This is a genomic window from Nonomuraea sp. CA-143628, assembly GCF_050942315.1.
Lineage (GTDB): Bacteria > Actinomycetota > Actinomycetes > Streptosporangiales > Streptosporangiaceae > Nonomuraea.
Map to the genome: position 1 here is coordinate 12,522,750 of NZ_CP192072.1, position 16,809 is coordinate 12,539,558.

General features: G+C 68.7%; 19 protein-coding genes. 13 read left to right on the plus strand and 6 right to left on the minus strand.

The features are described from left to right. Positions 1–21: 21 nt before the first annotated feature. Complete coding sequence (locus ACQP2T_RS56765) at positions 22–411, plus strand: hypothetical protein (RefSeq protein WP_433513005.1); 390 nt, start codon at positions 22–24, stop codon at positions 409–411. Between the two features lie 125 nt (positions 412–536). On the opposite strand, the gene ACQP2T_RS56770 is transcribed toward ACQP2T_RS56765, so the two are convergent. Next, positions 537–1,211, minus strand: coding sequence for a 2'-5' RNA ligase family protein (locus ACQP2T_RS56770; RefSeq protein ID WP_433513006.1), 675 nt, complete (start codon positions 1,209–1,211; stop codon positions 537–539). 38 nt (positions 1,212–1,249) lie between these two features. Between ACQP2T_RS56770 and ACQP2T_RS56775 the strand changes: the two genes are divergently transcribed. After that, the gene (locus tag ACQP2T_RS56775; RefSeq protein WP_433513007.1) at positions 1,250–2,188 is read left to right on the plus strand and encodes a hypothetical protein; all 939 of its coding nucleotides are present in this window, start codon (positions 1,250–1,252) and stop codon (positions 2,186–2,188) included. Positions 2,189–2,204: 16 nt separating this feature from the next. On the opposite strand, the gene ACQP2T_RS56780 is transcribed toward ACQP2T_RS56775, so the two are convergent. Beyond that, positions 2,205–2,897: a TetR/AcrR family transcriptional regulator gene (locus tag ACQP2T_RS56780; protein ID WP_433513008.1), complete on the minus strand. Its 693-nt coding sequence runs from the start codon at positions 2,895–2,897 to the stop codon at positions 2,205–2,207. Positions 2,898–3,005: 108 nt separating this feature from the next. On the opposite strand from ACQP2T_RS56780, the gene ACQP2T_RS56785 reads away from it, so the two are divergent. Further along, positions 3,006–3,605, plus strand: coding sequence for a hypothetical protein (locus ACQP2T_RS56785; protein ID WP_433513009.1), 600 nt, complete (start codon positions 3,006–3,008; stop codon positions 3,603–3,605). A gap of 5 nt (positions 3,606–3,610) precedes the next feature. Here ACQP2T_RS56785 and ACQP2T_RS56790 read toward each other — a convergent pair whose 3' ends face one another. Next, positions 3,611–4,003 (minus strand): glutaredoxin domain-containing protein, encoded by a 393-nt coding sequence (locus ACQP2T_RS56790; protein WP_433513010.1) that lies wholly within the window; start codon positions 4,001–4,003, stop codon positions 3,611–3,613. 96 nt (positions 4,004–4,099) lie between these two features. Here ACQP2T_RS56790 and ACQP2T_RS56795 point away from each other — a divergent pair, with 96 nt between their 5' ends. Continuing rightward, the gene (locus ACQP2T_RS56795; RefSeq protein ID WP_433513011.1) at positions 4,100–5,479 is read left to right on the plus strand and encodes an FAD-dependent monooxygenase; all 1,380 of its coding nucleotides are present in this window, start codon (positions 4,100–4,102) and stop codon (positions 5,477–5,479) included. On the opposite strand, the gene ACQP2T_RS56800 is transcribed toward ACQP2T_RS56795, so the two are convergent. Continuing rightward, positions 5,461–6,159: a DMT family transporter gene (locus ACQP2T_RS56800; protein ID WP_433513012.1), complete on the minus strand. Its 699-nt coding sequence runs from the start codon at positions 6,157–6,159 to the stop codon at positions 5,461–5,463. The genes ACQP2T_RS56795 and ACQP2T_RS56800 overlap by 19 nt on opposite strands. Before the next feature lie 237 nt (positions 6,160–6,396). Between ACQP2T_RS56800 and ACQP2T_RS56805 the strand changes: the two genes are divergently transcribed. After that, positions 6,397–6,936, plus strand: coding sequence for a MarR family winged helix-turn-helix transcriptional regulator (locus ACQP2T_RS56805; RefSeq protein ID WP_433513013.1), 540 nt, complete (start codon positions 6,397–6,399; stop codon positions 6,934–6,936). 2 nt (positions 6,937–6,938) lie between these two features. Here the strand turns inward: ACQP2T_RS56805 and ACQP2T_RS56810 are convergent, their stop codons facing one another. Beyond that, positions 6,939–7,601 (minus strand): GntR family transcriptional regulator, encoded by a 663-nt coding sequence (locus ACQP2T_RS56810; RefSeq protein WP_433513014.1) that lies wholly within the window; start codon positions 7,599–7,601, stop codon positions 6,939–6,941. Between the two features lie 110 nt (positions 7,602–7,711). Here ACQP2T_RS56810 and ACQP2T_RS56815 point away from each other — a divergent pair, with 110 nt between their 5' ends. From ACQP2T_RS56815 to ACQP2T_RS56835, 5 genes are read left to right on the plus strand one after another with little or no spacing between them, the layout of a single operon-like run. Continuing rightward, the gene (locus ACQP2T_RS56815; RefSeq protein WP_433513015.1) at positions 7,712–8,461 is read left to right on the plus strand and encodes a sulfite exporter TauE/SafE family protein; all 750 of its coding nucleotides are present in this window, start codon (positions 7,712–7,714) and stop codon (positions 8,459–8,461) included. 2 nt (positions 8,462–8,463) lie between these two features. Beyond that, positions 8,464–9,846: an amidohydrolase family protein gene (locus ACQP2T_RS56820; protein WP_433513016.1), complete on the plus strand. Its 1,383-nt coding sequence runs from the start codon at positions 8,464–8,466 to the stop codon at positions 9,844–9,846. Continuing rightward, positions 9,843–11,093 (plus strand): MFS transporter, encoded by a 1,251-nt coding sequence (locus ACQP2T_RS56825; RefSeq protein WP_433513017.1) that lies wholly within the window; start codon positions 9,843–9,845, stop codon positions 11,091–11,093. The genes ACQP2T_RS56820 and ACQP2T_RS56825 overlap by 4 nt, the downstream gene beginning before the upstream one ends. Positions 11,094–11,096: 3 nt before the next feature. Continuing rightward, positions 11,097–11,810 carry a fumarylacetoacetate hydrolase family protein gene (locus tag ACQP2T_RS56830; RefSeq protein ID WP_433513018.1) on the plus strand — a complete coding sequence of 238 codons (714 nt, stop codon included), beginning with the start codon at positions 11,097–11,099 and terminating at the stop codon, positions 11,808–11,810. Continuing rightward, the gene (locus ACQP2T_RS56835) at positions 11,797–12,708 is read left to right on the plus strand and encodes a polysaccharide deacetylase family protein (protein ID WP_433513019.1); all 912 of its coding nucleotides are present in this window, start codon (positions 11,797–11,799) and stop codon (positions 12,706–12,708) included. Before ACQP2T_RS56830 ends, ACQP2T_RS56835 begins: the two co-directional genes overlap by 14 nt. Positions 12,709–12,720: 12 nt before the next feature. Here the strand turns inward: ACQP2T_RS56835 and ACQP2T_RS56840 are convergent, their stop codons facing one another. Then, positions 12,721–13,323, minus strand: coding sequence for a cadmium resistance transporter (locus ACQP2T_RS56840; protein WP_433513020.1), 603 nt, complete (start codon positions 13,321–13,323; stop codon positions 12,721–12,723). Positions 13,324–13,445: 122 nt separating this feature from the next. Between ACQP2T_RS56840 and ACQP2T_RS56845 the strand changes: the two genes are divergently transcribed. The 3 genes from ACQP2T_RS56845 (at position 13,446) to ACQP2T_RS56855 (ending at position 16,761) form a co-directional block, all read left to right on the plus strand. Further along, positions 13,446–13,994, plus strand: a complete 549-nt coding sequence (locus ACQP2T_RS56845; RefSeq protein WP_433513021.1) for a flavoprotein — start codon at positions 13,446–13,448, stop codon at positions 13,992–13,994. A gap of 142 nt (positions 13,995–14,136) precedes the next feature. Continuing rightward, a complete protein-coding gene (locus ACQP2T_RS56850; RefSeq protein ID WP_433513022.1) occupies positions 14,137–14,337 on the plus strand; it encodes a DUF5708 family protein in 201 nt (66 codons plus the stop codon). A 285-nt stretch (positions 14,338–14,622) separates the two neighbouring features. Next, positions 14,623–16,761 carry a beta-propeller fold lactonase family protein gene (locus ACQP2T_RS56855; protein ID WP_433513023.1) on the plus strand — a complete coding sequence of 713 codons (2,139 nt, stop codon included), beginning with the start codon at positions 14,623–14,625 and terminating at the stop codon, positions 16,759–16,761. Positions 16,762–16,809: the final 48 nt, after the last annotated feature.

The following is a 16,809-nucleotide window of genomic DNA, read 5'->3' on the forward strand; positions in this document are numbered from 1 at the left end:
ACTCCAACGGAGGTGAACCGGATGCTCAGAAACCAGCCGCGTCGAGACCTGCGCTGGCTCAGTCGGGACCTGCACTGGCTCAAGCGACAAGGACGTAAAGACCGGCGGATCACGCTCTCCGTGCTCGCCGGAGTGCTCGCCGCCTGGATCCGCCAACTCTCCCCCACCGACCCGATGCCCGGATCGGGCCCCCTGCTGGCCATCTCGCTGGGGCTGGTGACCGCGTCGGGGGCGGCCTGGCTGGTGTCGGCGGGCTTCCTCGCCATCACGGCTCGGCCGCGGCGGGAGCCGGCCGAGGCGTTGCGGTGGGTGTCGCATATCGCGCGGGCCAAGGAGTGGGCGTTCTGCTCGCTCAGCGCCTATGTGGCGTGGCACCTGCTGCAGTTCGTCACCGCACTGTTGGTGAGGTAACCGCCAGGGGTATTGGGCCGCTCGGCCGGGGGCCGCGCGCTGGCGCCCACCGCAGAGTGCGGCCGACTCCAACGCGTCGAGCCCCACCTCAGAGTGCGGCCGACTCCAACGCGTCGAGCCCCACCTCAGAGTGCGGCCGACTCCAACGCGTCGAGCCGCACTCCGGTCCCTGTGAGGACGGCCTGGACGATCTCGGCCACGGTGAGCTCCGCGAGGCCGATCGGCAGGTCGGCCCGCTCGTCGCACCACCCGACGATCGCCTCGGCCGTCGTCACGGACACGGGCTCGGCGAAGTGGACGAGGCTGACGTACCAGCGATCACGCACCCGGCCACGCTCGAAGTCGCGCACCCCACGAGCGGCCAGCCCGTGCGCGAACCGCTTCTGGAGGGTGACCAGCGCGTCGTCGACCGGATAACCGCAGGCGAGCACCCCGCCCGCATGGGGACTCACGCCCCGCAGCAGCACCCGGACCGGTGGCAACCCCTCGGCGGCCTCCCGCAGGGCGTCGGCCCAGGCAAGCCGTAGCGGATCGTCCACAGGGATGACGGACCGGTAGGGCTCCAGGGAACGCAGCGTGAGGTGCAGGCAGTCCGCGCCGTGTGCCCAGTGTCCGGGTCCGGCGACCGTACCCACGTCCTGGGCCAGCTCAGCGAGCCGTTCGAGCACCGGACCGACGGGCCGCAGGATCGCGGCGGCTCCCCAGCGAGCGGCCCCCTCCACCATCGGCCGGTCGTGGGTGGCCCGCCCTGACAGAAGGGCGTCGCGGCCGGCGGCGAAGAAGGTGGTGAAGTCGGACATCCGGGCAGTATGCCAGGGTCCCTGGTATGCAGTGATCTGTGGATGTGCGTGCGTGGTGTGAGCGGTGGCTCGGCTCGACGCCGGTCCGTGAGCTGTTCCGTACAGGTCACCTGTCCGTGGTGCTGGGCGTCGAGTTGGCGGATGGCCGCGCCGTGGTGCTCAAGCGGCGTCCTGCCTCGGCTCGTCTCCAGGGATGTGTGGAGGTGCAGCGGCACCTGTCCCGCGCGGGCTTCCCATGCCCTTCTCCACTCACGGACGCCGCGCCACTCGTCCCCCGCACGGCCACCGCTGAGACCCCGGCCCCGTCCGGCCATTGGACGGTCACCGCCGAGACCTATCTCCCCGGCGGGGCGCAATTGGACCGGGATGCCGATCGGTCCCGGCTGTTCGCGGAGGCTCTGGCGCGGTTCATACGCCTGGCGCCCTCCCCTGACGCCGTCCCCTCCGTCGCCCCGGCGCCGCCGTGGGTCGGCTGGGCGCATGGGTCGGCGAGCGTCTGGCCGTGGCCGGACGACATGGACGTCGATCTCAACACCCGTCCCGGTCCCGCCTGGCTGGACGACCTCGGTCGCCGCGTCCGCGACCGCCTGCTGGCCGTACGGCACGCACCGGTGATCGGCCACGGAGACTGGGAGTCGCAGAATCTCCGCTGGCAGGGCCGCCAACTGCACGCCGTGCACGACTGGGACAGCGTGGTGTCCCTGCCCGAGCCCGCCATAGCGGGAGCGGCGGCGGCCGTGTTCACGGAGACGGGCGAGCCGTTCGAGGCCGCGACGATCGAGGAGACGGACCGCTTCCTGGAGGCGTACGCAGAAGGACTCGGCTGGGGGGCGGAGGAGCACGAGGTCGCCTGGGCGGCGGGGTTGTGGGTGAGGGCGTTCAACGCCAAGAAGGCCTCTGTGACGGCAGACGGGTCGCGAGTCCTGGACCGGTTAGCGCACGAGGCGGAGCCGCGCCTGCAACGCGCGGGCATCTGACCTCGGCGGGCGCGTCTCAGCCAGCGGGCGTGGGGCGGGCGGTGAGTTGGGCTTCGAGGCCGTCGAGGATGGTCTTGAGGCCGATTTCAAAGCTCTGGTCGGGGGGTGCGGCGGAGTCGGCGTCCTCCCATGCTTCGATGCGGGCGCGCAGGCGCGGAAAGCGCATCGCGATCTCGCCCGCCTGGGTCATGGCCTCCCGCATCTGCGCCTCCTCGTCGCCGCCATTACGGCGTAGCCGCGCCCTCCAGGCCGCATCGGCCACCTCGCTGAGCGCCGTGCCGAGCACGTAGGTGAGGACCGTCTGGCTCGCGTTGTCCGCCTCCACACCGACGAACCCGGCTGTTTCGAAGACTGCGAGGCAATGGTCGTCGCGGCGCGCCTTGCCAGGGCCGTACATGAGATGGGTGCTCATGGCCGTCACGAGCCACGGGTGCCTGGTGATCATCCCGCGGGTGTCGTGGGCCATGGTCGTGGCCGCCGTCCGCCAGCCGACCTCACCGGGGTCGGGGAGCTCGACCTCGCCCCACACCTCGTCGCCGGCGAGCACGACGAGATTCTCCTTGCTCTTGACGTGCCAGTAGACCGCCGTCGCGGCGGAACCGAGCCGGGTGCCCAGGCGCCGCATGCTCAGGCCCTCCACGCCCTCGGCATCGAGGATCTCGATGGCGGCCCGGACGATCTGCTCACGGGTCAGTGTGTCACGCGGCATGTTCCCAGGATAGGGGAGGTCTTGCACACTGTTCGAGTGCTACTTGCACAGTGTTCAAGTACGGCTCTACGCTCCTTCTTGTACATCGTTCAAGTTGGGAGTGAAAAGATGACTGATCCAGTCCCGCCCGGTAGGGCTCCCGTCCAGGAGAGGCGCCGTCCGCGCAGCGTCGTCCTCGCGGCGGCGCTGCAATTACTGGCCGCCGTGCCGTTCCTGGTCGGCTCCGCCGTCGTTCTCTTCTATGGCGCGGGCGCTCAGGCGGCGGCCGAGGCCGAGGTCTCGCGGCAGGGCCTTCCCCCCGCCGTCCTGGCCGACCATGGCATCAGCTTCGGGTCGAACCTCGCGGATCTACCACTCGCCCTCGGGATCGCCGTGATCCTGGTGACTCTGGCCCTGCTCAACCTGAGAGGGAACCGGCCCGGCCGGCTGCTGTCCTGGGTTCTGCAGCCGATCCTCTTCGTCGCCGGCAGCGTGATCGTGCCCAGCCAGGTGTTCACCGCTCAGGTCCTCGAATCCTCTTTCAAGAACTCCGGCGACCCGGTGCTTGAGCGGATCGACGTGCCCGCCATGGTCGACGCGGCCGCGCACGTCATGCCCGGCGGGCTCCTTTACGTGAACATCGGCAAGCTCGCCCTGACGACCCTGGGCTCACTGCTGATCGTCACCCTGCTCGCGACTTCCTCGGCGAGAGCATATTTTCGCAGGTAGAAGCCCTATTTGGCGTCGGGCAGCAGGTGCGGGGCCTCCATCTTGACCGCCTCCAGCAGCTGGTCCTTCGACGGGTTCACCATCGTCTTCCCGGCTACTGTCACGGTCGGCACGGTCTCGTTCCCGTTCGCCACCGAGCGGACGAACGCCGCCGCCTCAGGGTCCTGCCAGATGTTCACCTCGGCGTGCCACAACCGCGTGAAGCGCAGACGCGTGCGCAGCCTCATGCAGTACTTGCAGCCGGGCCGCCAGTAGAGGACCACGCCCGTGTGATCCGCCAGCGCGTGCGACGTCGCCCGGTCTCGGCGGGGCAGGTTCCCGATGATCATCCACGCCGCATAGAGGACGAGGTAGGAGATCGCGATCACGGTAGCCGCACTGGAGATCACGGAGAACATATAGGAAGTATCTCAAGGACTCCCCGAGTCCGGCGATGACAGTGGCGGGCGGGACGCTGACAGAGATCTGGCAGTACGGACCGGCATGGTCGCCCCATGACCGAGAAGACGAACGTACTCATCGTCGGCGGCGGCCCGACCGGGCTCACTCTCGCCGTGGATCTGGCCAGGCGCGGCGTCGACTGCCGCATCGTGGAGCAGGCACCGGAGCCCTTGGGCGGCTCCAAGGGCAAGGGGCTGCAGCCCCGTACGCAGGAGGTCTTCGATGATATGGGGGTGATCGACCGGGTTCTGGCGACTACGACGCTCTATCCGCCGCTTCGGGCACGGATCGGCAGGGTGCCGGTGTACCAGGGCCGCATGCACAAGCTCGTCACCCCCACCGACGCGGTGCCGTACCCCATGGTGATGATGCACCCGCAGTGGCGTACCGAGGCGGTGCTGCGCGAGCGGCTCACCGAGCTGGGCGGAAAGGTGGAGCAGGGCACCGGGCTGACCGGTTTCGAGCAGGACGCGCGCGGAGTGACGGCCAGGCTGAGCACGGGGGCGACCCTGCGGGCGGACTACCTGGTCGCGGCGGACGGCGGCAAGAGCTTCGTACGCAAGGCGCTCGGCATCGGTTTCGCCGGGGAGACCCGCGAGGAGGAGCGGATGGCCCTCGGCGACGTACGGGTCGAGGGGCTCGGCCGGGACCGCATCCATGTCTGGTACCGGCCGGGAAAGGGAATGGTGGTGCTCTTCCCGATGGCCGGCACCGACACCTTCCAGATGCTCGCCCCGCTGAAGCCGGGTGTCGTGCCGGACCAGACGCTCGCCGGCTTCCAGCGGATCTTCGGCGAACGGTCGATGCTGAGCGGGGTTCGGATCACCGAGCTGCTGTGGTCGTCCCTGTACCGGGTGAACATCCGCCTGGCCGACAGCTACCGGAACGGCCGGATCTTCCTCGCCGGGGACGCCGCCCACGTGCACTCGCCGGCCGGCGGACAGGGGCTCAACACCGGCGTACAGGACGCCTACAACCTGGGCTGGAAGCTCGCCCGGGTGCTGGCCGACGCGCCGGAATCGCTGCTCGACACGTACGAGGAGGAGCGGCGGCCCGTCGCCGCCCGCGTACTCGGCCTCAGCACCGACCTGCTCGACAAGAAGACCCACAAACGCGACGAGGAGACCCACCAGCTGATGGTGAGCTATCGGGGCGGCTCGCTGGCCCGGCGGGGCGGGGACCGCGTGCCGGACGGTCGGGTGCGGCTGGCCGACGGGTCTCAGGTCCGGATGTTCGACCTGTTGCGGGGCACGCACTTCACGCTGCTGTCGCCCGATCCGGCCCCGCGCGTGGTCGGCGGGCCGGAGGTGCGGGCTTACGAGCCGGCAGAGCCGTACGGTGCCGAGCGCCACACGCTGGTCCGACCGGATGGATATGTCGGGATCTCGACCTCGTCGGCGGAGGAACTCGCCGCTTATCTGGCCATGGTGTGACTCAGCCTTGTCGTGATCAGCGCGACGAGGCGCTTGGCGGCCGGCTGGCCCAGCAGGATGCCGGAGAGCACCAGGACCAGCCCGCAGACCTGTTGCGCGGTGAGCGTCTCGCCGGCGATCGCGGTGCCGAGCAGTACGCCGGTCACCGGGTTGAGCAGCCCGATCAGGCCCACCGTCGCGGCGCTCAGGTGCCGCAGCCCCGCGAACCAGGCGGCGAAGGCCAGCGCGGTCGCGACGACCGTGACATAGCCGAAGCCGAGCAGCGCCGGGCCGTCCAGCGACGGCGGCGCGCCCTCCACGGCGACGGCGACGGGTAGCACGGCGATCCCTCCGGCGATGAGCTGCCAGGAGGTCAGCGAGAAGACGTCTACCTGCGCGCTCCACCGTTTGGCCAGCACATAGCCGGCCGACGACATGACCATGGCCAGGACGGAGGCCAGCACGCCGGAGGCGTCGACCGACGCCGTGCCGTCGAGCAGCAGCAGGCAGACGCCCGCGATCCCGATCCCGGCCCCGGTCACGTGCGCCACCCTCGGGCGCTCGGCGAGCGCCGCCCAGGCGAACAGCATCATCATCACCGGGGAGGTCGCCATGATCGTCGATGCCATGCTCGTCGGCAGCTTCTGGGCGGCCAGGTAGACCAGCGCGAAGAACGCCCCCATGTTGAGCGTGCCGAGCACCAGCGAACGCCACCACCACGCCCCCCGGGGGGAGCTTCCGAGCGAGAAGCAGGAGGAGTAACCCGGCCGGCAGTGCCCGGATCACCGCCCCGTACAACGGATGATCGGGCGGCAGGAATCGGTGGGTGACCAGATACGTGGAGCCCCAGGCGATCGGCGCGAGCGCGGTCACGGCCGCCCACCGAAAAGTACCTTCCATGGAAGCAATATAGCTTCCATGGAAGCTATATTGGAATCGTGACGAACGACTTCGACCACGTCGCCCGCATCCAGCAGGCGTGGGCCCGCGAGCGGCCGGACCTGGACGTGAGCCCGCTGGGCGTGATCGGACGGCTGCACCGCCTCGCCGGTCACCTGACCGAGCGGCTGTGCGTCGTGTATCGCCAATACGGGCTGGGCGAGGGAGACTTCGACGTACTCGCCGCCCTACGGCGCGCCGGAGCGCCTTACGAACGCGCGCCCGGCCAGCTGGCCGCGCACACCATGGTCACCACGGGCGCCATGACCAAGCGCGTCGACCGGCTCGAACACGCCGGCCTGGTCACCCGCCGGCGCAGCGCGAGCGACGGGCGCGGGCGGGTCGTCGCGCTCACGCGAGCCGGCCGGCAACTGTTCGACCAGGCGTTCACCGAGCACGTGGCGAACGAGCGCCGCCTGCTCGACGGCCTGACGCCCGAGCAGGCGGCCCAACTGGAGTCGCTGCTCACCACCTGGCTCGCCTGCTTCGAGGCGCCGCGGCCCGCGAAGCTCGATGATCGAGGCCGGTTCCTACCCTGATCTCACCTGACCGGCCGATACGCGCGACCAGCCGCCTCGATGTGCGCCTTGGCCGCGCGCCGGGCGGTCTCCGGGTCTCCGGCACGGATTCCGGCGACGATGGCGCGGTGCTGTTCGGTGATCGCACCGGCCCAGTGGGGGTCATCCAGGTTCGCCACGGTGGTGACCGCGATTCGGTCCCACACCCGGTGCAGGGCGTCTTCGAGGAAAGCGTTGCCCGCCGCGGCTCCGATGGCGCGGTGCAAGGCCAGGTTGGCCTGCGCGGAAGCGCGCGCGTCCTGCGCCTTCACCGCGATCTCGACCTGGTCCACGGCTCGATCGAGGGCGTCGACCTCTACGGGGGCGAGCTCGCCCTGCGCCTGCCGCTTGGCCGCCAACTCCGCGGCCAGCGCCTCGAGATCGGCGCGCAGGACGAACAGCTGCTCCGCCTCTCTTGAGGTCAGCGCCGCGACGGCGACCCCTCGCGCCGCCGGGATGACCAGCCCTTCGGCCAGCAACCTGCCGATCGCCTCGCGTACCGGCGTCCGGCTGACCCCCAGGTCCGCGGCCAAAGCGGTCTCGGTGAGCCGCTGACCAGGCGCGAATTCGCCATCTGAGAATCTGTGGCGCAGTGCGACGTACACCGCGTGGGCGCTGCCGGGCTGGGAGTCCGAGGAGATCGCCATTCGCTCAGTATACGCTGCATGCAAATCATCCTGTGAACGTCGAGTGAATCCTTGACATGCATTGCATGCAGTGGATACTTAGTACCCAGACATTCGAGACAAGGAGCGCCGTGCTGGACCCCCTGCGATTGACCGTTCTCGCCGTTGCGGGCTTCCTGGCCGGTGCCGTGAACGGGGTCGCCGGCGGCGGCTCGTTGATCTCGTTTCCCACACTGCTGGCCATGGGCTACTCGCCCGTGGCGGCCAACGTCACCAGCGCGCTGGCCACCCTGCCTGGGTATGTGGGCGGGCTGGTCGGATACCGTGACGAACTGGGCACGGTCGGCCCGAAGGTCCGGCAACTCGCCGCGGTGAGCGTCGCCGGCGCGGCGTGCGGATCGGCGATCCTGCTCTGCGCGCCGGCTGAGCAGTTCCGATCCATCGTCCCGGTTCTGGTCCTCGTGTCGGTCATCGCCCTGGCCTTGCAGGGCATGGTGGCGGGACGTCTCGGCAAAGCGAGAGCCGCCGGCGGTGGGCGCGGGCTGCTGATCGGCCAGTTCGCGGTCTCGATGTACGGCGGCTACTTCGCCGCGGGGCTCGGCGTGATGATGCTCGCCGTCCTCGGCGCCTTCGTGGCCGCGGACCTGCACCGGCTCAACGCCCTCAAGGGCGCCCTGTCACTGCTCGTCGGCTCGGTCTCCGCACTGTGCTTCACCGCGTTCGGGCCGGTGGAATGGATCCCGGTGGCCGTCATGTCGCTCACCGGGCTCGCCGGTGGCCGAAGCGGAGTGGTCCTCGCCCGGCGCGTGCCACCCCGATACCTTCGCTGGCTCATCGTCGGCGCCGGTCTCGTCCTGTCCGTCGCACTCTTCATAAGGTAACCATGCGTCAACGACACAACCTGCTCATCTCGGGCACGCACGTGATCTCCATGGATCCCGCCATCGGGGACATCCCATCCGCCGACATCCTCATCCGCGCCGGTCAGATCATCGACGTCGCCCCGCACGACCCGGACCGCGAGGCCGGCGACGCGCAGATCATCGACGCGGCCGGAACAGTGACCCTTCCCGGCTTCGTCGACACCCACTGGCACCTGTGGAACTCGCTCCTGCGCGGCACGGTCGGCGACCGGCCCGGAACGGACTACTTCACGGTCAAGCGTGCGCTCGCACCGCATTTCGAGCTGGACGACTTCTACTGGGCGGCCCGTCTCGGGCTGGCCGAGGCGACCAGCGGCGGCATCACCACGGTGCACAATTTCGACCACAACGTACGCGGGCCTGGCGACGCCGACGCCAACATCCAGGCGCATCTGGACTCCGGCCTGCGCGGACGCTTCTCCTACGGTCCCCCCGACTCGGCCGCCCCAAGCAGCACGAACGACCTGGACGACCTGGCCGCGCTGCGGGCGCGCTGGCCCAGAGACCGTCTCGACGGCCGGCTGGACTTCGGCGTCGCCCTGCGTGGCCCTTACCGCACCCCTCCGGAGGTGTACGAGCGCGAGTGGGCGGCGGCGCGGTCACTCGGCATGCCGATCACCATGCACTGCGATCGATGCCTGCGTGAGGAGGGCTGCCGTAGCTGTGGCCTGGCCCGCCTCGAAGAGCTCGGCCTCCTGGGTGAGGACGTGCAGATCGTCCACGCCGTCCATGCCAGCGAGCAGGACATCCACGCGCTGGCCCGTACGCGGACCCGGGTGTCGCTGAGCCCGATGACGGAGATGCGGACCATGGGGTTCCCGTTGCTCACGGAACTCCTCGAAGCCGGCGTGCGGGTTTCACTCTCCCTGGACACGCTCGCCATGCCGACCAGCGCCGACATACTCGGGCACCTGCGCACCATCATGTCGGTCGAAACCGCACGTACCGGCTCCGGCACGGTCACGCCGCGCAAGCTGCTCCAGTTCGCGACGATCGACGGCGCCAAGGATCTCGGACTGCAGGAGCAGGTCGGCTCGGTCACCCCCGGCAAGCGCGCCGACCTCGTGATCCTGCGCTCGTCCGACATCAACCTGGTCCCGTCCGGCGACCCGGTCGAGGCGCTGGTCTACACGGGCCAGGTCGACAACATCGACACCGTCATCGCCGATGGCCGGATTCTCAAGCGACACGGACGGCTTGAGCCTGCCGACGACGCGGACAACCCCGTCCTCGTGGCCGCGACCCGCCGCGACGCATTGCTGCGCAGGGCCGCGGCGGCCGGCGACTGGCCGGTCCAGCCCATCTCGGATCCCCCAACGGCTGCGGATGAAGGAAGACCATGATGAGCGCCACCCCCCACCCCATCCTGCCCGCGCCAAGGGAAACCCTGGCTCCCAGAGCCGCGGTCGCGATGTTCGGCCTGCTGCTGCTGGCCTACGCCGTCAACGCCATGGACCGCATGGTCTTTCCGATCCTGCTCGTCGAGGTGCGTGGCGAGTACGGCTTCAGTCTCGAGGCGGCCGGGTTGCAGGCCACCGTGTTCGCCATCGGGATGGGGCTGGCGGGCCTGCCCGCCGGACGGCTCCAGCGAACGCTCGGCCGCAAACGGACGATCGTGGCCGGCACCGTCGTGTTCTCGCTCGCGACCGCCCTGACCACGGTGTCGATCGGGTTCACGGACATGGTGCTGTGGCGCGTGCTGTCCGGAGTCGGTGAGGCGCTGCAACTCGCGTTGATCATCGCCGTGGCTTCGAGCGCGTTCCCGGCCCGTCGCGGCGTGGCCATCGGCAGCGTCAACGTGGCCTTCGCCGCCGGGTCGGTCATCGGCCCGTCACTCGGCAGCGGCCTGCTCGAGAGTCACGGCACCTGGCGAGCGCCGATGCTCGTGTTCGCCGTCATCGGAATCGCCCTCGCGCTGGCCATCGTGGTGCTGGTGTCGCCACGATTCACGGAGGTCGACTCGTCGGCGAGCCGGTCCCCGCACATCGGTGGCGCGGACACGCTCCTCTCGCGCAACCCGCTCGTACTCGCCGTCATCGTCGCGCTCTTCGGTCTCGCCGATTTCGCGTTCATCGGCCTTTACGCCAGCTATCTCCGTGAGCGACTGGACTTCACCCCCGGCGGGGCCGGGTTCGTCATCGGGCTGTCCGGGCTGGCGGCGTTCGCCTCACCGCTCGGCGGCCATCTGGTCGACCGGTGGAGTCCGCGGATCGTGCTGCCGGCGCTCAACCTCGGTGTCGCGGCGTCCGGATGCGCCCTGTTCCTCGGGCCCGGCTCAACGTCCTGGCAGGCGACCTTCTCGTTCCTGTTCGGGCTCTTCGCGAGCAGCGGCGTGTACGTGGCCGCGGCCGGCTACCTCATCAAGTCCGTCAACAGCGAGAACGTCAGCCGCGCGGCCGGACTGTTCGTCACCTGTATCTATGTCGCCGCCGGCGTCGCCGGTCTGCTGTTCAGCCGCCTGGTCTCGGCCACCGACTGGATCACGGCGGGCATGGTGCAAATCGTCGGCTTCTCGGTGCTCGGCGCCGTCCTCGCTCTCACCCTGCACCCGCACCTGTTCAGCAGAACCACTACGACTCAGGATCACTGACCCATGACCGCACCCGTGCTCTGGCAACTCGCCCAGACCGCCCTGCCCGTCGCCGGAAGGCCGGAGTCCTTCCCCGTCCGTCGCGTCTACTGTGTCGGGCGCAACTATCTCGACCACATCCAGGAGATGCGGGAGGGCAGCGAACGCGACGACCCGTTCTTCTTCCAGAAGCCGCCGGACGCTGTCGTACCCGACGGCTCCGCCATCCCCTACCCGCCGCAAACGGAGGATCTTCAGTTCGAAGGGGAATTGGTCGTCGCCATCGGCGCGGCCGGGTCCGGCCTCAGTCCGCAGGACGCGCCGGGGCACATCTTCGGCCTCGCCGCCGGCATCGACCTGACCCGGCGCGACCGGCAGCGTGACTGCCGCGATATGGCCCGTCCCTGGGAGGCCGGCAAGTCCTTCGACCACTCAGCCCCCTGCGGCGACATCCTGCCCGTCGAGCAGGCCGTCTCGACCCTGTCCGGGGAACTGCGGCTGAGCGTCAACGACCGCCAGCGGCAGCACACCAGCCTGGGCCTGATGATCTGGAACGTTCCGGAGATCATCAGCCAGCTGTCCCACTCCTACCGCCTGATGCCCGGCGACCTGATCTACACCGGAACTCCCGCCGGTGTCGCCGCCGTACGCCCCGGTGACCAGATTCGCGTCGAGATCACCGGCCTGCCCGCCCTGACCGTGACCATCAGCGAAGGAGACGCCCATGCGGCCCAGTGAACGGCTCGAGTACGACCCCATCGAAGGCCGCTCCGCACTCACCTTGCCCGATGGCAAGCGCATGGTGGTCTGGGTCATCGTCAACGTCGAGACCTGGTCCGACACCGATCCCATGCCCCGGACCGTCCTGACCCCTCCGGCCGGGGGCATCCCGGCACCGGACGTACCCAACTGGGCCTGGCACGAGTACGGCAACCGGGTCGGCTTCTGGCGCATGCTCCGGTCGCTGGACCGCCAAGGCGTACGAGCGTCCTTGGCGATCAACGGCCAGTCCGTCGAGGACTACCCGCAGATCGCGCAGGCGGCGCTAGAGCGTGGATGGGAGTTTCTCGGTCACGGCTTCACCCAGAAGAACATGCAGAAGGTAGAGGACGAGCGCGCGGACATCCGGGCCACCACCTGGGCGATCGAATCCATGACCGGCGCCCGGCCACGGGGCTGGCTGGGCCCCGGACTGACCGAGACCTGGGAGACGCCGGACATCCTGGTCGAGGAGGGATATGAGTACGTATGCGACTGGGTGCTGGACGACCAACCCGTGGAACTGGCCACCCGGACCTCGCCCATCGTCAACATTCCCTACACCCAGGAGTGCAACGACGTCGCGATGATGCTGATCCAGCACCATCCGGCTCGTGAGTACTTCCAGCGGGCGGTCGACCAGTTCGACCAGCTGTACAAGGACTCTGCCGAGTCCGCCCGGGTCATGGCCCTGGTCGTGCACCCGTACATTATGGGCGTACCGCACCGCCTGAGGTACTTCGAGCAGGCCCTGCAGCACATCCGCGCCCACCGGGACGTCGAGTTCTGGACCGGTGGGCAGATTCTCGACTGGTACCGCCAAACCCGCGCCACCCCACGGCCATCACCGGAGCGCGAGTCCTTGGTCGCGCGCTAGCAAGCCTCATTGTCAGAGGCCGAAGGCGCCACCTTGGACGAGGATGAGCAGGCCGATCCCGATCAGGACGATGGGCAGGAGAATGTGCCCCCATCGGCTGAGCGCCTTGGCGATGACAGGCCGGGTGGCGAAGAACCTGCCCGCCAGGCACCAGACGGCGACCAGAACGAGGAAGACGACGGCGTAGACGCTCATGCCACCGATGCCGGCGGTGGCGAAGACAGGGACGTAGACGCCGATGTTGTCGCCGCCGTTGGCGAAGGTGACCGCGGCGACCTCCAACGCCTTGGGTCCACCCGTCGCGGCCTGCTCACCGTCGGCGTCCTCGCCGTTGACGTGGTCGCGCCACGCCTGCCAGCCGGCCTTGAGGCCCAAGGCCAGCGGCAGCAGGCCGAGGTACGGGATGACGGGCTCGGGCAGGAAGGTAGCGCCGAAAGCGGCGGCGATGGCGACGACGAGGAGGGCGGCGAACCCGAGGTATTGCCCCAGGATGATCCGCGAGGTGGCGCCGCGGTGCCCGGCCCCCTGGGCGAAGAACAGCGCCAGGATCACGATGTCGTCGATGTTGGTGACGGCGAACAGACCTGCGGCTTGCCCGAAGATGCCGACGTTCACGAGGGGCGTGGTTCCTCTCCAAGAGGCGGGGGTACCTGAGGAACGTATCGGGCTTGATCTCAGGCCGCCTGCTCAGCGTCTACCGTGAAGCCCGCGAGTATGCCGCCGCCGGGAGTCCTCACGTGAGCCGATCCAGCAAGGTCCTCTACATCATCGTGTGCGCCGCGGGCGTCGCCGCCGACGTCGGCCGCCTGGTCACCTACGCCCAGGACGAGGGCTGGACGGTCCAGATAGTCGCCACCCCGTCCGCCCTGGACTTCATCGACGTTCCCGAACTGGAGCGGCAGACCGGACGGCCCGTCCGCAGCCAGTACCGCAAGCCGCACGAGCCGAAACCCCCCAGGGCCGACGCGATCATCGTGGCTCCCGCCAGCTACAACACCATCAACAAGTTCGCCCAGGGCATCGCCGACACCTACGCTCTCGGCCTCCTCGCCGAGGCGCCCGGCCTGGGCATTCCCGTCGTCGTCCTGCCCTTCGTCAGCAGCGCTTTAGCCTCCCGCGACCCTTTTCTCCGAAGCGTCGAAAGCCTGCGCGCCGAAGGCGTTCCCGTCCTCCTCGGCCCTGGCCAATTCGAGCCACCTCCCGCTGAAGCCGGAGGGGAGAATCTGGACACCTATCCCTGGGCATTGGCGCTCAAGGAGATCGGGCGGCTCTATCCCCGCAAATGATGTGGAGGCTGTCCACCACGGCGGCGTCACCCGAAAGATGTAGTCCGATCTCCTCAACGCGCAGGAAGCCTCCGACCTGGCTCTTCATTAGCGTTTTCCGAGAACGGGGGCGCCGCGTCCCTCATGATCGAAAGAGATCCACATGGCCCCCGCCCGCAAGACATTCCTCACCGGTCTGGCCGTCTTCGCCGCCGGGTTGGCGCTGTGGTTGTTCGGGCTCGACACCGAGATCTTCGTGTTCACACCGACGAAGGTCGGGCTGGTTCTGATGGTCCTCGGCGGCCTGGAAGCTCTGTACGGGCTGTACAAGATCGTACGCGGCGACGGCGCGGAGCCGCGCTGACGCTGTGACCGGGCGACGGCGGCCGTGGCGTCACTATGTAACCTGCCAATGATCAGCCAGGAAACCTCTTCCAGGCGCGTCGCCCCTGCTGAGCGAGATGCCGTCCTGGCTAGAACAGGACCCTCATTACGCAATACGGGGGTTTCGATGCTGAGACGTCAGACGAGACAGGCGGCAGGGGATCGGTGCAGGCCACCCTCTGGCAGACGAGATCGGCCGGTGCGGCCGTCCCGGGTCTGGGTGTTGGCGGCGGGGGTTGTCGTCGCAGCGGGGTTGGCGGTGCCAATGGCCGAATCCGCGCCAGCCACCGCCGACCCACGACTGACCGGATCCGCGCCAGCCCCCGCCGACCCACAGCTGGCCAAGTCCACGCTGGCAACCACAGACCCGCAACTGACCGCGCCCGCGCCGACGACCACGGACCCGCAGCTTCAGGACTTCCTCTACGTGGCCAACAGCGGTTCGGACAACGTGTCGCTGGTCGACACGTTCTACAAGACCGTCACGCCCGTCGGTGTCGGCAGAGCTCCCGGCCAGGTGGCGATCAACCTGGCCGGTACCCGCCTCTACGTCACCAACAGCACCTCGGCCAACGTGTCGGTGGTGGACACCGAGACCAAGGCCGTCACCACGATCGACGTCGGTCGTTCGCCGAGTGGTGTGGCGATCAACCCGGACGGCACCCGCGTCTACGTCGCCAACAGCGGCTCGGACAACCTGTCAGTGATCGACACCACCGCCACCCCGCCCTCCGTCACCACGATCACCGTCGGTCGTTTTCCGACCGGTGTGGCGATCAACCCGGACGGCACCCGCGTCTACGTCACCAACTACGGGTCGAGCAGCGTATCGGTCATCGACACCGCCACCAGCAATGTCACCACCATAGGCGTCAAGCCCTGGCCCAAGAGCGTGGCTGTCACGCCCGGCGGCACCCGTGCCTACGTGACGCACTATGGGGCGGCCAACCCCAACCTCGTGTCGGTGATCGACACCACCTCCAACAAGGTCACTGACACCATCCGCGCGGGCGACCATCCGATCGCGGTGGCGATCAACCCCGCGGGCACCTTCGCCTACGTCGCCAACAACTTCTCGGGCAACGTGTCGGTGATCGACATCGCTACCAACAAGGAGACCACCACCATCCAGGTCGGTGAGTCACCGAGTGGTGTGGCGATCAACACCGCGGGCACGCGCGCCTTCGTCACCAACAACCGGTCGGACACCGTGTCAGTGATCGACACCGCCGCCAAGGAGCAAGTCACCACCATCAACATCGGTCGGTTTCCGATAGGTGTGGCCGTTCTCGAGAGACCTGTGGACCGGACCGCCATCGTCTCCCTGGGTGACAGCTACATCTCCGGCGAGGCCGGCCGCTGGAAGGGCAACGCGGTCCCGGCGAGCAACCGGGGTGACCGCTGGGGGACCGACCGCGCCGCCTACAACTGCAATGACAGCGGCCGGCGGTGCAGTCACGACGGGCGGCGTGTCTACGGTGAGTCCTACGACAACGGCTGCAACCGCTCGGACTCGGCCGAGATCCAGAGCGCGGCCGTCAACGTGCTGCGCCGGATCAACCTCGCCTGCTCCGGCGCCAGAACCGTCAACGTGATCGGGGCCGACGCGGGCGGAAAATCCTTCAAGGGCGAGCCTCCCCAGGCCGACCAGCTCCGCCAGGCCGCCAAGCGGTACAAGGTCGAGTTGGTGGTCCTGTCCATCGGCGGCAACGACCTCGGCTTCGCCTCGGTCCTTGAGAAATGCGTCAAGAGATGGCAGAAGCAGCACGGGATCGAGCACTGCCACGTGGACCAGGAGCCTGTCTTCCGTGAAGGCCTGGCACAGACGAAGCCCAAGGTCGAGCAGGCCGTCAGGGAAATCAAGCGGGCCATGACCGATGCCCACTACGCCGATGGCTCCTACCGGCTCGTCCTGCAGTCCTACCCGTCCCCCGTTCCGCTGGGCGACCAGAACCGCTACCACGAGTTCAGCGACTCGCGCTTCAACGTGGGCGGCTGCCCGATGTTCAACGACGACTCCGACTGGGCTCGTAACACCGTCATTCCCGCGATCTCCGACATGCTCAAGGACGTCGCCCGCACCCAGAACGTGGAATTCCTCGACCTGCGCAACCTGTTCGACGGCCACGAGGTCTGTGCCAAGCGCGCGCAGCAAGCCACCGCCGCCAACTCTCTTGAGAACCCGCTACCCGGCGACATCAGCGAATGGACCCGTTTTCTTGTCGTCCTGGAATCCCAGGGCCAGAGTCAGGAATCGATTCACCCCAATTACTACGGCCAGCGGGCCCTCGGCACCTGCCTGACCAAACTTCGGGACCACACGGGAACCGAGAAGAACCACGTCTGCACCGGCACCCCAGGCCGCGCCCCGGAGGACGTGAGCCTCACCAGTAGCAACTGGTGAGCGGGGCGGGCGGGATCGACACAGCCGATCCCGCCCGGCTCGCCTTCC

Excerpts from the sequence above, each read along its gene's own strand:
- ACQP2T_RS56765 (WP_433513005.1), top strand. The coding sequence starts at position 22 with ATGCTCAGAAACCAGCCGCGTCGAGACCTGCGCTGGCTCAGTCGGGAC.
- ACQP2T_RS56770 (WP_433513006.1), bottom strand. The coding sequence starts at position 1,211 with ATGTCCGACTTCACCACCTTCTTCGCCGCCGGCCGCGACGCCCTTCTG.
- ACQP2T_RS56780 (WP_433513008.1), bottom strand. The coding sequence starts at position 2,897 with ATGCCGCGTGACACACTGACCCGTGAGCAGATCGTCCGGGCCGCCATC.
- ACQP2T_RS56785 (WP_433513009.1), top strand. The coding sequence starts at position 3,006 with ATGACTGATCCAGTCCCGCCCGGTAGGGCTCCCGTCCAGGAGAGGCGC.
- ACQP2T_RS56790 (WP_433513010.1), bottom strand. The coding sequence starts at position 4,003 with ATGTTCTCCGTGATCTCCAGTGCGGCTACCGTGATCGCGATCTCCTAC.
- ACQP2T_RS56795 (WP_433513011.1), top strand. The coding sequence starts at position 4,100 with ATGACCGAGAAGACGAACGTACTCATCGTCGGCGGCGGCCCGACCGGG.
- ACQP2T_RS56810 (WP_433513014.1), bottom strand. The coding sequence starts at position 7,601 with ATGGCGATCTCCTCGGACTCCCAGCCCGGCAGCGCCCACGCGGTGTAC.
- ACQP2T_RS56820 (WP_433513016.1), top strand. The coding sequence starts at position 8,464 with ATGCGTCAACGACACAACCTGCTCATCTCGGGCACGCACGTGATCTCC.
- ACQP2T_RS56825 (WP_433513017.1), top strand. The coding sequence starts at position 9,843 with ATGATGAGCGCCACCCCCCACCCCATCCTGCCCGCGCCAAGGGAAACC.
- ACQP2T_RS56830 (WP_433513018.1), top strand. The coding sequence starts at position 11,097 with ATGACCGCACCCGTGCTCTGGCAACTCGCCCAGACCGCCCTGCCCGTC.
- ACQP2T_RS56835 (WP_433513019.1), top strand. The coding sequence starts at position 11,797 with ATGCGGCCCAGTGAACGGCTCGAGTACGACCCCATCGAAGGCCGCTCC.
- ACQP2T_RS56850 (WP_433513022.1), top strand. The coding sequence starts at position 14,137 with ATGGCCCCCGCCCGCAAGACATTCCTCACCGGTCTGGCCGTCTTCGCC.
- ACQP2T_RS56855 (WP_433513023.1), top strand. The coding sequence starts at position 14,623 with ATGGCCGAATCCGCGCCAGCCACCGCCGACCCACGACTGACCGGATCC.